This window comes from Nesterenkonia alkaliphila (assembly GCF_009758175.1).
GTDB lineage: Bacteria > Actinomycetota > Actinomycetes > Actinomycetales > Micrococcaceae > Nesterenkonia > Nesterenkonia alkaliphila.
In genome coordinates this window covers 1-13,972 of record NZ_WRPM01000036.1, presented here as the reverse complement: position 1 = coordinate 13,972, position 13,972 = coordinate 1, and the positions used below count along the sequence as shown (strand labels likewise).

Below are 13,972 nucleotides of genomic sequence, written 5' to 3'. Positions count from 1 at the left end.
ACCCGCCGAGCACGAGCGAAACTCACCGAAATGGCAAGCTAAATCAGAGACGGACCACTAGGTTGCGGTAATCCTTGGAGTACTCATCCTCAGCCAGGTCATGTTCCACCTTGAGATCCCGGCCGGCGAAGGCGCTGAGCCCTTCCACAATTCGGGCGGTACGGCGCTGCACCTCGGTGCTGTGCGAGGTGGTGTGCTGCGCGTGAGTCTCAGGATTCTCCGGTTTCGGCCTCACCAGTTGGTGGGTGATGATCGCGCCGGCGTTGATCATGGGGTTCAGTGGACGGCCGGTTCCGCCTTCGAGTGAGAGTTCATTGAACGCTTCACCGGAGGGTTCAGTGCCGACAGCTTCGTGGACCCGTTCCAGACCAGCGTCATCCACGGCGAGGGCGTAGACGAACGGCTTGGAGATGGATTGGATGGTGAAGTAGTGGTCATCATCCCCGGAGGCGTACTCGGAACCATCGGCAGTGACTACGGCCAGAGCGTGCAGAGCGGGGTCAGTGGCGCCCGGGGCAGGGATATCCCGGGAGACTTCGCCGGAGGTGTCCTCTCCGCACTCGGCAAGGACATGGTCCAGGTACTCGCTCACCGAGGAGGCACGCTCGGGCTGTTCGGCGTCGGAAGAGGTTCCAGTCATGCCGACACCCTAACTGCGAATCGCTCCTGCACGCAGAATTCAGGCTTGAGGTGAACTCCTGCGCTTTCAGGGCACGAGGGTGGCTCCGGCAGGGAGTGGTAACGGGGCCGCAGCTGAGATCGGGGTTGCTTGCATACCTGTGCGTGTCAAGCACCCGCTGCTATCGCTGTTCTGTTCAGCCGAGGCCCCCGTGTCTGGGCTGGTGTCCGTCACCTGTTCGGATGCTGTTGGACTGGCTTCGTTCGGAGTAGGAGTCACGGAGGAGTCGGAGGGACCCGGCTCTGTGGGGTCGGGTCCCTCCGGGATCGGCGACGGTCGTCGGCTTTCACCGCCAGGCCTGATACCCGGCGGTTCCGTCGTTGATCATTCACCGGCAACAGATGAATGAAGGCGTCCCAGGCGATTATCTCTGCTCCACGTGGTTGACTGAAGATGCTCAGCTCAACCTAAGTTCAGTACTACCGCGATGGAAGCGGAAATCTATGATCTGTCTCATTCTCCCTGATAATCTTGACGCAGATCACAGGCTGGGCACGGGCAGATTCTCGGCGTGCAGGACGGTGAAGTCATGGAATACCGGAAGATGTGGGTTGGAACAGAGCCTGGGACCCACCTGGACAAATCTCGTAGTGGTCGAGGCGGCTATCGCGCAACAGCCCGCTCCAGTGACAACAGGCTCGTAGGGCAGGCTGAGTTGTTCCCTGTGGAGGACGAGCCCAATGATGAGCGCGATTCAGTCCTGCTCGGGGCACTTGCAGGATTAGCAGTGGTTGGCCTCTCAGTTGGAGCTGCGGCAGTATTCAAGGGCGTTCGTGAACGGAGAGATCACCGCCTGGACGAATCCGCCAGCACTGAACATCAGGTTGGAACTCAAACGCAGGGCTACCAATCGGCTCCTGCGGGTTGGTACGACACTGGGCAGGACCGGCTTCGCTGGTGGAATGGTCGCCAATGGACGGAGCACTTCCGGTCGGTCAGCCCCACCAACGCCCCGCCTGGTTGGTACGATGCTGGTCACGGTCGGCAGCGATGGTGGGACGGGCACAGGTGGACTTCACACTTCCAGCCCCCGCTCAATACAGCTTCGCCTGCATTGCCCCACTATGGCGAGGACCCCGGGGCACCTCAATCACACGACGTGAGAATCAGGACGGAACCTGTGACCATCAGTATGAGCAGGGCAGAGTGGGAAGGCCGTATTCGCGCCATGGTGCTCGCTCGAGCATTCAGCGAGGAGCAGTGGTTTCTTCTTTCCCATGCCAGAATTGTGGACGGAGACCCAGAGCTTCTTCAATGTCAGGGTTCGCTCCGGAAATTGACTCCTGGCGAGTTCGAGCAGCTCATACCGGGTATCTTTGATGCTAGATCAGTAACCGATTCCCACGGGCATCACGTTGACCCCCACAGAGGAGGATGATCAAGTCGATCACCCACCAGATGCCGCAGCCGCCAATCGTGATGAGCTTCAGTATCCCCGTACCGTATTTCCCCAGGTAGAACCGGTCTGCTCCAAAAATCCCGAAGAACAGCGAGAGCAGCAAAACGATCCAGAAGCTCTTCAGATCGTGAGGGATCGGGTACACGTTATGAGAGGGGTGCGCTGGCACGCCCGATGACAGGGCCTGGGGGACCTGGGGCCAGGGCATTTCTGGCTGGATCCCCGGTGGAGGAGGCTGAACAGTCGCCCATTGTCGCGGTGAAGGAGGCGGGGGCGAAGTAGACATGGCTTCCTCCTTTGTTGACGATATGGAAGACCCCAGGCGGGATTGTACTGTCATCGTACCGGCCTCCGACGGGCTGATTACTCAGAGGGATGCTCCGATGCGACCTTCATGGACGAGCTTCTTGATGCTGCCGGTCCAACACACAGGATGTGAAGTTCTCGGAGCTTTGCCCCCGGCGCAGGGCGGTCGTGTCAGCGGCTTCACACGCACATTAGACTGAAAACCGAATCTCGCCCGCACTACTGACCGCATCGGAGAAGATCGGCTGATGACGCAGCCTGCAACAGAGGCAATAACGCATTTGGCAACAGAGCTGTCTGAAGCATTTCCAGCAGACACCATCGTCATCCTGGGCAAAGGGCCCTCGGCCGAAGAGGTGGACACCAGGGTCTTCAGAGACCGCCTCACCATCGGAATCAACGACGCCGAGCGCATCCACCCCACCGACGTCACCATCTTCTACGAAGACTGGGTTGCCGAATCCCTCCAGGATGAGGGCCTGCACGCCCGCGCCTACGTCACCTCCACGGATTTCCGGCCTGAGGGAAAGACTGTGGTCAAAGCCCCGCACCGCCCCCTGGGCAATGATGAAGAGGACCTCATGCTCTCCCGGTTCCAGAGCCGCGAGGAGTTCTCCGTGGAGGGTGCGATCTTCCTCTCCGCGCTGGAGCTGGCCCGTGCGGTGGCCGACAGCAAAGGCCGCACCCAGACGGTGTATATGGTGGGCTTCGACTTCACCGGGGGCACCGGCCCTGCCCGCTCGGCCACGACCTCCTTCGCCCCCGACTCCAGTCTCCGCCGAGCCAACCTCGAGATCCAGCAGTACATCATGCGCAATGCGCTCTACGTGCTGGAGGACTCCAACCTGGACGTCATACACGTGGGCACCAAGGAGTTCTCCGCACTCACCGTAGCGGACCTCAACGCCCAGCACCGTGTACAGGTCACCCCACCAGGAAGGGTGAATGACGACGCCGCGGTCGAGACGCCTACGGTGGAGATCACCGCTGAGATCACCACAAATCACTTCGGGGACCTGCAGCGCCTGGAGCAGCTGGTCCATGCGGCCCACGCCGCAGGGGCAGACTGGGTGAAGGTGCAGAAGAGGGATGTGGACACCTTCTATACCCCGAAGCAGCTGGCTGCCCCCTATAAGTCACCGTTCGGGAACACCTTTGGTGATTACCGGCGTCAGCTGGAGCTGGACAAAGAAGGCTTCCTCTTCCTGGAAGAGCTGACCAAGGACCTGGGCATCGGGTGGTTCGCTTCCGTACTGGACCAGCCCTCGTTCGAGTGGATCACGCGGGAACTGGACGTGCCGCTGGTGAAGTTGCCCTCCACGATCTCGGAAAAGAAGGACTACCTCGAACACGTAGCGCGGAACTACACCGGTTCCCTGGTGATCTCCACCGGAATGACGGATGTCTCCTATGAGGACTGGCTGCTGAAGACCTTCACCAAGCAGGAGACTCTGTACCTCCTGCACTGCAACTCCGCCTATCCCACCCCGGATGAGCACACCAATATCGGAGTGGTGCGGCACTACGCCGAACTGGCAGCCCGGCAGGCCGATAAGCCTGGACCTAAGATCGTTCCTGGCTACTCCAGCCATGACTTCGGATGGATGGCTTCAGCATTGGCAGTGGCTGCCGGTGCTGGCATGGTGGAAAAGCACGTGAAGCTCGGCACCACCGAGTGGGCACACTTTGATGCTGTAGCCATGGATCTCGCCACAGAAGACTTCACTGAATACGTGGCCGCCATCCGCAAGGCCCAGGTGCATGTTGGCTCGACTCAGAAGAAGATCACTGCCAGCGAGCACCACAAGTACTGAAGCACAGAGAACCCTCCGAATTAATATGCCGAGTTCGGAATCCTGGCAGGCCGTCAGCAGTGTCTAAGGGGGAGAGCCGGCGCTTGACTGATAATCTCAATTCGATACGTGTCCTCAGTTTCTGCCCCTATCACCAGCAGGTCCATGAAATACAAAGTTGTGAACTTCCGGGCCGATCGCATCAGCGGTTGGTTCTACGACCCAGCACAGGCTGAGGGGCGCAGACCCCTGGATTTGCTGGTGGATGGTGAGCCTGTAGCCGCAGTGCCCTGCAATATTTTCCGGGAGGAGCTTCCTGAGGAGGAGTTCTCCACTCGGAACGTCGGATTTGTGACTACACTGCCGCCCCAGTTGTGGACGGGGCAGAGCTACTCAGTAGCGTTGCGCGAACGTAGTGAGGGCCGAGTCCTCCACGAGAAAACCCTGTCTGCGCCGGACCGGCGTTTTTCCGCCGACCCGGACCTGATCGGGGACTTCAATATTTCAGAACTCGGACAGATCGCGGGCTGGGTAAGTTACCAAGGCGGTCGCTGCTGGGTACGCATCTATGTGGACGGTCAACGGGTGTGCGCGCGTAAAGCTGATGCACCGACGATTGCCTGGTCAGAGGGCGAGCTGGCCATTGCTGCCCCCAGAGGCTACGCATTCTCATACCAACTTCCCGGTGAGCACTTCGACGACGAAGAGCACCTCGTGGAGACAGTGGTCGTCTCGCCGAAGGGAGTTGTGACAGCAGCACAGTGCCGAGTCAAGCTGTCCTCAGAGCATCAAGAATGGGCCGAGGAGGAATCTGAGCGGGTGTCCGCAGGTCGCAGAGACTGGCGACCCCCGTGGAAGAAAGCCTCCAAGATCCGTCACGACATTCGCGTGGAAAAGTTTGAGCTGACTTCCTCCTACGCCCGGGTCGCCCTCTCGGGACCGGTGAAGAACAAGCGTGTGATCCTACGCCTGGGAAGCAGCGCCGTCGCTCTTCGGGCGCTGGAGAGCACAACGCAGCAGGGGGCACGCTCGTACGCTGCCGAGATACCCATGGCAAAACGTCTTTCAGCCGCGCTCCCCAGGTGGGACAAAGGCTCAGAGCTGGAAGACACCTACGACCTCCGTTTGGGCGAAGCTGCAGGTAGCCGCCCCAGCGGGCTTCCAGACACACTCACCGATGACCACCCTGGTGAATTGGCGTTCTCCGGGGTGCGGTTGGAAGCAGGCCAGCTTGGAGGCTTCGCTTTCCATACCGGCGACTTAGATACGTCTCTGTCCATCGTGCTTTCGGAAGTCACCGGTAACGGAACTGAAGAACTTTTCAGAGTCAGGGCTGCGAGCGGCGATGAGGATGCCGCGATTCTTCATGGAGTCCAGCAGACTGGCGGGTATACCGTTCCACTGCCCCTGGATGAGTTGCTGGACCGCCCTGTGAACCTGATGCTCACAGCAGAGCATGAGGGTGTTGCACATGAGCTGTGGCGGGTGGAGCAGTTCCTGCTGACGCAGGACTGGGTGTTGACTCAGGCCTTGGAGACTCCTAACCGCCGCAGTGCCACGGCCCTGATAGTTAGAGCCCGCCGGGCTGGACTCGACACCGCCGTCGAATCATTTCTCAGCCAGTACAAGGCTGCCGCTTCAGAGTTAACACTGCGTGACCTTGAGGTGGCGATCGCTGATTACCGCCGTGATTCGGAGAGTGACTCACTAGCACCCTCCTCGGGAGCGCTCTGGTACTGGGTTGAGGAACTTCGGAACAATAGGGGCCGCCTGCAGTGGTTTACGCAGAACGCGATCCGGAACCGCACCGGGGACGCAAAGGATGTGCTGGCTTATGCGGCAACGAAGGGCCGGCACGACTTCGCGCAGCTCCATGGACTATTGGAGTCAACGCGGGCTCAGCTGTTCACGGCAGAAGCCACAGAGCGTATTATGCGAAACTCCTGGCGTTCAGCTCTCCTCTGCCTGGCCAGGTTCCTGTACTCCGCTCCTCGGGACGAGACCGATTGGCTCGACGCGCTGACACTTTATTCCCTCGTCCACGAACACAGGGGACTTGAATCAGTACGTACGACAGACCGCGCCTATTACGGTGATCTGCTCGTATGGCGCAGGCGATATGAGGACGCTCGTAACGTGCTGGACACGGAGGACTTCGATCCCCAACATGATTACTCACAGCGGGTCCTGGCCCTGAACACGCTTAATCCGGCGCTGAACTCTAGCGCAGATTCTTCCGGCTGGTGGGCACAGTTCAACACCGTGTTGACTGATGGAGGCGCTGAGCCCGTCTCCGCGGATGCTACTGACGTGTCATTCTTCTCCTTGCCCACGTGTTTAGCTCATCGGGCGTCCACGGGAGAGTCAGAGGGCCCTCTGGTCAGTGTCATCATGCCTATCTATGAGCCGAGTACCGCCACAGATGTCGCTGTGGCTTCGCTGTTAGGCCAGACCTGGGGCAACCTTGAGATCATCATGATTGACGATGCTTCGCCGTCCGAGACTGCGGACGGCACAGCCACCGGCTACCGACACCGGCTGGAGCGTCTGGCCGAACAGGACAGCAGGATCCGATTGATCTTCAATACGGAGAACCGCGGTTCCTACTCTGTGCGTAACGAAGCCTTAGATCTGGCCCGGGGCGAATTCTTCACTGTGGCAGATAAAGACGATTGGCATCATCCGCAGCAGATCGAGATTCAGGCGCGTCAGCTCGTGAACGACCCTGAACTGATCGCCAATGAAACAAACTGGGCACGGGTGGATGCGAACCTTAAGTTCATTATGCGCTCAGCCACCGGTCGGGTGGTCTACCCGTCCCTCCCGTCCTTGATGTTCCGCCGGGAGCCTGTGCTGCGGGACTTGGGCTATTGGGACACCGTGCGTAAGTCAGGCGATTCCGAGTTCAAGAGCCGCATGGAAAACTACTACGGGTTCAAGATCGAGCCGGTCACATCAGCGCCGTTGGCCCTGGCACTGATGGAGGGGGGCAATCTCACAGCGAACGATATGGGAGCCGGATACCTGGCACCAGATCGCCGGGCATATCTTCGAGCCTATAAGAGGTGGCACCGCTCGATTCGTGAGGACGATGCCTCACCGTATATGCCAAAGACACTGGACAAGCGCCCTTTTGTAGCACCGCCGGCATACCTGCCCCAGCGGTCCCTTGACGTGCCGTCATATGACGTGGTCTTCGCCTCGGAGTTTGGGTTCCTCGCCGGGAACTCGACGTCGCTGTTCAACGAGATTTCAGTGTGCTTGGAGGCAGGGCTCAAAGTGGGAGTCATTCCCTTACAAAACGGCCTCATTCCTTCTGCTGCGAAGCGCCAGTTCAACCAGAGAATTGATGAACTGATCTTTGATGGGAGAGTAGACCGGCTTTCTCTCGATACTGAGGCAGTCACAGACTTGCTCGTCATTCGTTGGCCCACTGCAGTGCAGATTGTCAGAGATAGCCCGGCGGCCTTGCGGGCTGGCCGGATAGTGATCGTCTCGAATCATCCGCCTTATGAACCGAGCGGAGAACGTCGTAGTTACGATATTGGTGTGGTCACCCGAAACGTAGAGCGAATCTTTGGAAGGCGTCCGTTGTGGGCTCCTCAGAGTGAACAGATCGGCGCAATGTTGGAGCCGCTGCTGCCCGCGTCGGACCTTGCTGATTGTTCTTGGAAGGGGATTATCCGGCTCAAAGATGAACACATCTCAAGGAACCGCTTTGATCCGTCGCGGTGCCCTGTGATTGGTAGGCATGCCCGGGATGATACAGCAAAGTGGCCCTCTGATCGTGAAGTGTTCCGACAGGTCTATCCTGTAGATGGATCTGTGGATGTGTGCATCCTTGGAGGGGCTCGCGTGCCGATGAGAAAGGGTTACCTTCCCCGTTCGGCTGAGAACTGGGAGATATACGCCTTCAATGAAATTGAGGTTGACCAGTATCTGTCACAGAGGATCGACTTCTTTGTCTACTTCCACTCCGACGGGTGGTTAGAAGCTTTTGGCATGGCGATTCTCGAAGCGATGAGCTACGGGGTCGTGTGTGTGCTTCCCTATCATTTCGAGCCGGTATTCAAAGAGGCTGCTGTCTACGCTGCACCTGAGGACTCGTTGTCGGTGGTCAAAAACCTCTGGGGAGAAGCTCAGTATGCTGCTCAGCAGGCCCGAGCGCGGCGTTTCATCGAGCGCGAATGTACGCCAAATGCATATCTTGAAAGACTCGCCAGTCTCGGGGTTGGAATTGAACGATAGAAAAAGTTTATTCAAAATAAATGATCTCAGAAAGTGGACAAATTGAGTGACTCTATTTCAAATGAATCAGAAACTAGCTCCCAAATCCCCCTTCCTGTAGCAGCACTAGAGGGGAATCTGCGACGCTACACCCTGGGGAAGATCTTCAACGCCCCGAACGCATGGGTTGACGAGTGGGTTCTGGGGGCTAATCAAGAAGTTCATTTGGCCAGAGAGGGCCACGAGTATATTCTGGTCCGAAAGAATAAGAAATACACGTTGCACCTTTCGCACAACTGCCAACCGCGAGATTTTATAAATTTGACGGAAGGGAGGGGTGCTGCCACTAACCCCAGTCAAACATATCTAGTTCAAGTCAAAGCAAGCACTTCGGAAAATCTAAGAATCTCTCTTGTCGTTCACGAATTTGATAATTCTGGAAGTCGAATTTCGCGACACGTCATAGATCCTGGGAAGCAGATGTTATACACGACCTCTTCCTCCGCCTCCCGGCTAGCGCTGTCACTCCGGTTTGAAGGGGCTGGGGAGGCAAGGATCCAAGGATTGGAATTCACCGAGGTAAAGGGGGTAAAGGAGCAGGACCCCGGTCTTACTCCGGTCAAGGATCAGGCCGCTAGCGAATCGAAGTCTATCTCCGCGAACAGTGAAACGAATCTTCCCGGAAACTCATTCGGTAACTCTGCTGTGCTGTGGGGCGTGGGCCCGGAATTTGAATACGCATCACGAATCAGGCGAGCAAGCGGAACCTATGAAACGTTCGCTCTTCGTTCCAAGAGCCTCAAGATCCGGGATGCTTTCGCGCGCAACGCAACCAATCTGCAGTTTGACCTCCAACAACTATTGCGGATCCTCCGCGTGATGCGCGGAGGGAAGCTGAGTGGCGCTGGTGCTGTTATCAAGGAATGGGATGCGAAAGGGCTGCTAACGTTGGCACGAGTTCTCGCAAACCAGAGAATTCTGGCGCACGATCTTGATGATGCTGCGATGATTTTCAACGTAGTCCGCAAACTAGGGGGTGGGTCAGTTCTTGGGCGCTCTGACAACCTGATCTACACCGAGGTACTCAGCGACCTCGGGCGATGGACTGAAGCTCATAAGTTGTCCCGGCAGCAACGCGCTTTCCGGGGACAGCCAGTTCAGGAAGGACTTTTCCGGGCAAACTATGCACTTGCTGCAAGTGAGAGCCCTGATGAGTTGAAGTGGCTCGAAATAATTAATGCGATGTACGACCGGGAAGCCATTACAGCCGTCGAGTTGGTGGGACAGGAGTCGAAGAATCGACTCGACCGCCTCAAAGGCACCGCCGAACCTCGTACCGTTGAGGGGCCTCAGGTCTCTGTGATTGTTCCATCCTTTGAGGGCGCAAGTCTCATACGTACCACACTGGACTCTTTAATGAGTCAGACGTGGGCGAATCTGGAGATTATTGTAGTCGATGATGGGTCGAGCAAAGACAATCAGAGTGCACTAGAAGCCGTCATAGATGATTACCCTGAAGTCCAACTTGTCCTCCAGCCTCAAAATAGAGGAGCGTACGTCGCGAGGAACGAAGGCCTGAAGAGATCAACTGGCGAGTATGTGACTGTCCATGATGATGATGATTGGTCCCACCCAGAGAAGATCGAAAGACAAGTTAAGCGATTGTTGGAACGTCCCGAGCTACGCGGTACGATGAGCAGGCACGCCCGGAGTACAAATGACCTAATAACTACTCGCATCAACAATAATCCTTTGTTTTCGCAAGCCAACTTCTCATCGCTGTTGGTGAAGCGGGAGGTGTTCGACGACTTCGGCGTGTGGGACGAGGTTAACAGGGGTGCTGATGCTGAGTTCCGAGACCGGATTCTTTCCGACGGCCAAGGTGAGGTTGAAGTTGTCGGACAGGCTCCGCTCTCATTCACCCGGACACGCGAAGTTTCCTTGACTGCTGGTGACCTAAACCGGGGCTACATTGATCCTTCACGCCTATTCTATGTAAGCGCATATCAGCGAGCCCATCGTGATAAGACCATGCGGGAGTATCCAAGACCGTTGAATATGATGCCAGGTAAGCGCAAGGCTGACCTGGGTTCCTTTGACGTAGTATTCATGACAGATTTCAGATTTCCAGGAGGGACTAGCAGTCTAACAGTTAACGAGATTATTGAAGCGAAGCAAATGGGTCTTCGTGTAGGTTTGCTTCATATAGGTTCCTCAGTGAATGGAATGAAACCACCGATAGTCGACAAGGCTCTAGATGCCGCGATGTTGCCGAAAGTCGAAGTTCTCTCACCGAGGGATAAGTTTCACACTAAGCTGCTGATAGTTAGGCATCCTACAGTGTTGCAGTACGCTGACAATCAAGATTTCGGCTTTACCGCTGGACGCGGCATTCTCGTGGTGAATCATCCTCCCGTCCTTGATGGCGGTAGCGGTTACGTTTATGACCTTGGTAGATGTAGGCAGAACCTGCCCTGCTCGGTAACGGAGAATGTTTCTGTGATGGCTGAATCTGGCGTTACACGTTCACTTCTGGCTGCAGTTGAGCCAAGTTTCAAGTTGGATGAGGAGCTGTGGCCGGGGTTCACGAGCGACAAGGGATCAGGGCCGCGGGTTGTCGATAGTTCTCGGGTACCTGTACTGGGACGGCACTCTAGGGATAGTGCAGTTAAGTGGCCGGATAAGCTTGAGACTCTACTGCAAGTCTATGGCGGTGGCCCCCACGCACGTGTGCGAATCCTAGGCGGAATCTCCTCCCTGCCGAAACGCCATCAAGATAGGTTGAGGGAGCAATCCGAGGTATTGGGTTTCAATGGCGAACCTGTCGATAGTTTCCTAGATTCAATAGATTTTTGGGCGTACTTTCACTCATCGAGCTTAACTGAGTCATTTGGGATGGCTACAGTAGAGGCTATGTTGAAGGGGGTAGTTGTAATATTGCCGCACTACATGAAAAAGAACTTTGGTCAGGGTGCCGTTTATTGTCGCGAGGACGAGGTGCGCTCTGTTGTGAAGGACTTGTGGAGTGATCCTGTGGTATATCTCAGGCAATCGGAAGCCGGTTTACGTCTCGCGCAGAATCTTTATAGTGAAGCTGCATTTCGCGAGCGACTTAGGAAGTATATGAGTTGATGACGATTCGCTGAGTCTGTGTTTGTGCTCTTTGGGGTGACGCTGATTTGGCGTTGTCGTATATCGGGATCTAGTTAGTGACTTTAGTGTGCTCTCGGGTGAAGCTCATAGCCACTCAATTTGCGGAGCGTTCCTCAGAATCACTTGGAAGAAAATGGAAATAAATAGACTCTATTTTAAATGTATATATACATCTCATGTGACTATAACTCATTACGCCGCTTCTGGAGTACCGCCAAGCGACTCACGCCTCGGTCCCGTGTTTCGTAGCCGGGTGCTTCTGAGGACCACCTTTCGAGAATCTCCTGCTCGGTTTTGCGGTGAGTATCATCCAACAGAACTAGTGCTTGCGGTGAAAGGCTCTCGCGCAGTGTGGGAAAGGCGGGGTACCTGGCGCTCTCGCCAGTTGCCTGCGGTGGGCCGTCGATGAGAAGTATGTCGATATCCGTGACATCGGAGAAAGAGCTTTGAGAGTACCAAAGGAATTCGTGGCCACTGACTGCGACATTCTCGAGAGGTGCTAGACGACACTCGATCCTCTTGTTAAAGTTGTGGCGGCGAACATAACCCTCTGTTATGTTCCTGTATTCTTTTAGGTGGTCAACTGTGATTATCTTAGTGCCAAATGCTTCTGTTAGATAGCCCATCCATATCGTCGATGCGCCGCCCCCGAGCTCTAAGATTACTTTGGGCCTTGTTTCCTTGATCAAGCTAGACAAGTGTAAGAGTGTACGGGGGTCCATTGCGAAATTTCCGGAAGGCGGCATGATTGGACCTGGAGTATCTAACTGGGGGTAGAGCTGCCAGAGGGCCTCTGTTTGCTGTATAGTCTCGGTTGATGAGGTTGTCACGTGCCTCTGCAGGCGGAGGCGATTTGTAGAGACCTGACTGACAATTTCATTCTTTACAGCCTCTATTGCCTCCTTATTTTGAGTGTCGATATCATGTATATCCTTGCTCAGCTTTATTACAGCCTCGGTCAGTTGATCGAGTTTTTTTTCAATGAATTGGAGTTGCTCTATTGAGTCGGTCATCCTGGTCCTCCTGTGCTTGATGTGCTGAAGCAAGACTAGTGCAAAATCTCTCTGCCAGGTGATGACGGAGTGAGAGGTTGACTTCACGTGTAAGCAATGTCCGTTTGGGGAGTGTTGCACCCGGGCCCGGTGCGAGGTGGAGGTTACTACGTGTACGGTTGTCGCGGGTGGAGTGTATGTCGCTACTTATAGAGCAGTGCGGCGCCCCTGGCTTGCGAGAGGACACCGGGAGTTCTACCAGCTGCTCTCGTCCATCGTGGCTATCGCTATTGCAGTAGCTGGCTCTTAGATTCTGTGGAATTACCTGAGCCCTGTCTTATGGGGCTTTAGGCTGCCACGGACAGCGCGCTGTCGTCGGTGCAGCAGGTTAGGGCGTTGTCTTGTGTGCTTTAGCGGGTTTGGGGCCACCGCGCGGCGCCGTCCTATGCCCCTGAGGGCCGGAGATTCTCGGCAACCGTGAGTTCTGATTGTATGATATGCGAGTCGGCTAGGCGCACGCCGAGTCACCTGTTCCGGTGTTTATAGCTCCCAGCGCGGATCCACAGTAGTTCCTGGGTCGGCGCATCATCCGTAGGTCACGAGCTCGGGCTGGCCGGGATTTCGACTCCCAAAAGGTGGATAATCCACTGTAGGCTAGTGTGATGTACGAGAATGCTGTGATCACTGCGGTCGACAAGCCGCTGCCGGGAGCATATCTACGCGGTTACGCGCTCATCGGCGCGAACCTCGTCATTGGTGAGTCGGGGCGGGAACGTTTTGGCGAAGTGCGGAGCGGACAAGACGGGGCGTACGTCAGTGTATCGCCCGAACCGGGTGGACGCGTTTCGATCGGTACAGATGACACAGGCTATGCGAAATTGTTCTTATATCACAGTGGGGACAACTGGGCGCTCGGTGCATCTCTGATGGAGCTTGCCGAGTATGTTAGTGATCGTAGTTGGGAACTTACGGTTGACCGGAGTCAGCTTCAGAACTTCTTGCTACGAGGGATGATAGGAAACCAGCTGACATCCCATCACACCGTATTCAGCGAGATTCGCCTGTTAGCTCCTACTACCGATGTTGTAGTCTCCGATGGGCTGAAGCCGTCAATAGAGATTAGGCGCCGAGTTGACGAGCGCCCGTCGGATTATGCAAACGTCCTTCAGGACGGCCTGGATGAGGTGACTGGGTTGCTCCGCACCCTGATTCAATCAGACATTCCAGTTGTCAGTGATATCACTGGCGGTCGAGACTCTCGAGTAGTCCTGGCTCTGTTGCAGACGGCAAACAGCACAGGGCAATCACTGGGTCGTCATGTCAGGTTCCGTAGTAACAGGCGTAACTCGGCGGACTGGCCGGTCAAGTCCCGTGTAGTGGTGTAACTGGCTCTCCGAGTTGCTGGGTGATTATGCGGCTTCGA

General features: G+C 56.2%; 8 protein-coding genes. 5 read left to right on the top strand and 3 right to left on the bottom strand.

What is annotated here, in order from left to right:
- Positions 1 to 43: 43 nt before the first annotated feature.
- A complete protein-coding gene (locus GNZ21_RS05560; RefSeq protein WP_157322168.1) occupies positions 44 to 640 on the bottom strand; it encodes a glutaminase in 597 nt (198 codons plus the stop codon).
- Between the two features lie 568 nt (positions 641 to 1,208).
- On the opposite strand from GNZ21_RS05560, the gene GNZ21_RS05555 reads away from it, so the two are divergent.
- A complete protein-coding gene (locus tag GNZ21_RS05555; protein WP_308805476.1) occupies positions 1,209 to 2,057 on the top strand; it encodes a DUF2510 domain-containing protein in 849 nt (282 codons plus the stop codon).
- On the opposite strand, the gene GNZ21_RS05550 is transcribed toward GNZ21_RS05555, so the two are convergent.
- Entirely contained in the window at positions 2,002 to 2,223 is a 222-nt protein-coding gene (locus GNZ21_RS05550; RefSeq protein WP_229659617.1) for a TM2 domain-containing protein, read from the bottom strand. The two genes, GNZ21_RS05555 and GNZ21_RS05550, sit on opposite strands and share 56 nt — an antisense overlap.
- Before the next feature lie 409 nt (positions 2,224 to 2,632).
- Here GNZ21_RS05550 and GNZ21_RS05545 point away from each other — a divergent pair, with 409 nt between their 5' ends.
- From GNZ21_RS05545 to GNZ21_RS05535, 3 genes are all read left to right on the top strand, one after another.
- A complete protein-coding gene (locus GNZ21_RS05545; RefSeq protein ID WP_157322163.1) occupies positions 2,633 to 4,198 on the top strand; it encodes an N-acetylneuraminate synthase family protein in 1,566 nt (521 codons plus the stop codon).
- A 144-nt stretch (positions 4,199 to 4,342) separates the two neighbouring features.
- Positions 4,343 to 8,425: a glycosyltransferase gene (locus GNZ21_RS05540; protein WP_157322161.1), complete on the top strand. Its 4,083-nt coding sequence runs from the start codon at positions 4,343 to 4,345 to the stop codon at positions 8,423 to 8,425.
- A 33-nt stretch (positions 8,426 to 8,458) separates the two neighbouring features.
- Complete coding sequence (locus GNZ21_RS05535) at positions 8,459 to 11,536, top strand: glycosyltransferase (RefSeq protein ID WP_157322159.1); 3,078 nt, start codon at positions 8,459 to 8,461, stop codon at positions 11,534 to 11,536.
- A gap of 203 nt (positions 11,537 to 11,739) precedes the next feature.
- Here the strand turns inward: GNZ21_RS05535 and GNZ21_RS05530 are convergent, their stop codons facing one another.
- The gene (locus tag GNZ21_RS05530) at positions 11,740 to 12,570 is read right to left on the bottom strand and encodes a class I SAM-dependent methyltransferase (RefSeq protein ID WP_157322157.1); all 831 of its coding nucleotides are present in this window, start codon (positions 12,568 to 12,570) and stop codon (positions 11,740 to 11,742) included.
- 641 nt (positions 12,571 to 13,211) lie between these two features.
- On the opposite strand from GNZ21_RS05530, the gene GNZ21_RS05525 reads away from it, so the two are divergent.
- Entirely contained in the window at positions 13,212 to 13,934 is a 723-nt protein-coding gene (locus tag GNZ21_RS05525; protein ID WP_157322155.1) for an asparagine synthetase B family protein, read from the top strand.
- Positions 13,935 to 13,972 lie beyond the last annotated feature (38 nt).

What these genes read in the sequence shown, in the direction of transcription:
- GNZ21_RS05560 (WP_157322168.1), bottom strand. Translation starts at nt 640, where the DNA reads ATGACTGGAACCTCTTCCGACGCCGAACAGCCCGAGCGTGCCTCCTCG.
- GNZ21_RS05555 (WP_308805476.1), top strand. Translation starts at nt 1,209, where the DNA reads ATGGAATACCGGAAGATGTGGGTTGGAACAGAGCCTGGGACCCACCTG.
- GNZ21_RS05545 (WP_157322163.1), top strand. Translation starts at nt 2,633, where the DNA reads ATGACGCAGCCTGCAACAGAGGCAATAACGCATTTGGCAACAGAGCTG.
- GNZ21_RS05540 (WP_157322161.1), top strand. Translation starts at nt 4,343, where the DNA reads ATGAAATACAAAGTTGTGAACTTCCGGGCCGATCGCATCAGCGGTTGG.
- GNZ21_RS05530 (WP_157322157.1), bottom strand. Translation starts at nt 12,570, where the DNA reads ATGACCGACTCAATAGAGCAACTCCAATTCATTGAAAAAAAACTCGAT.
- GNZ21_RS05525 (WP_157322155.1), top strand. Translation starts at nt 13,212, where the DNA reads ATGTACGAGAATGCTGTGATCACTGCGGTCGACAAGCCGCTGCCGGGA.